Raw genomic sequence first — 1,236 nt, 5'->3', positions numbered from 1 at the left:
TGCAGACAATGTTTTGTCTACAGTCTGAACCGCCGAAACTTCGACGGTTTTTATCTTGTCCGGGCATCGAGCCACGCTCTGTCGATGGCACCGAACTGTTTCGCGGTGATGACGCCAGACTCATCGAGCACGTACGTCGTCGGCATCGCTTGGATGCGGTATCCGTTCGCAACGGCCCCGTCTCGATCATAGACGACTTCGAACGCATCTTCATACGGGGCCACGAACGATGTGGCGTCTTCAACATCCCGTTCACTCGTCGTCGTATTCACAGCGACGATCGTCACCTCATCGGTCGAGCGGGCGAACGCGGCCATATCGGGCATCTCGGCGCGACATGGGGGGCACCACGACGCCCAGAAGTTGATGACGACGCGTTGTCCGCGCAAGTCTTCCAATCGGAACGTACTGCCGTCTGTTCGCTTCAACTCGAAGTCCGGGGGCACTTGACCGATGTTCAATCCGGACGTTGCGGTCGCCTCGAGCGTCGGTGTCTGGTCGGGCAGACTCGCATTGATGATGGCGAGCGCGACGACGATGCCGAGTGTGAGTTGAACGGCTTTTCGCGTGGGGCGGGCGAGGGTCGTCGCAAGCACGACTAGACCGATAAACAATCCGAGCGCCCACATGTGCCACGTCCCGGTCGCGCCCTCACGTAACACCCAGATGAACATCGCGCCGGTGATCGTCCAGACGAGCGAACCGTGCGACGGCGTCCGCATCCAACGCCACGTCAACAGCATCAACACGACAATGAGCCCGGCCGTGTATAGGTGGAGCGGTTGGAGTGAAGCAAAAAGGGGGAACGCGGCGTAACGCGGGACGGCGAGCGTCATCCCGAGCCATAAGACGAGACCGGACAACGCCCAATAGCCGTAAAGCTGCTTGTCGAGCCGAAAGACGAACAGTCCGATGACGAATGCGGCGATGGCGATCGACCAATTCCCGCCAGTGGCGTATAAGGCGAGTGACAGGCTGCCGGTCGAGACGAGGCCGATCAAGACGGCGCTGCCTTTCCAAGCGAGAAAGCCGGCGAACCATGTGCCGAGGACGGCGTCCCGTTCTTTTTCCGTCAACCCGATTTTTCTAAAGCCGATGTATAACAAGAGCAGGCTGACCATGAAGACGAGCAGGTCGAGCCGGATATTCAATGGACCGATTGCAATCACATCATCCCTCCTAGAGAAAAAGCGCCCAGACGAGTGTAATCTGTACCCCATGTAAAGGACATTAATA

1 protein-coding gene is annotated in these 1,236 nt (G+C 58.3%); it reads right to left on the bottom strand.

Annotated features, from left to right (window positions below; translation table 11 throughout):
* Window positions 1–50 precede the first annotated feature (50 nt).
* On the bottom strand, window positions 51–1,169 hold the full coding sequence (locus tag RT52_RS17800; RefSeq protein WP_034814312.1) for a TlpA family protein disulfide reductase: 1,119 nt from the start codon (window positions 1,167–1,169) through the stop codon (window positions 51–53).
* Window positions 1,170–1,236: the final 67 nt, after the last annotated feature.

The sequence above is a fragment of the Exiguobacterium alkaliphilum 12/1 genome (assembly GCF_000714435.1).
GTDB classification, from domain to species: domain Bacteria; phylum Bacillota; class Bacilli; order Exiguobacteriales; family Exiguobacteriaceae; genus Exiguobacterium; species Exiguobacterium alkaliphilum.
The sequence above is the reverse complement of the archived record's forward strand: the minus strand, read 5'-3'. Positions and strand labels throughout refer to the sequence as shown.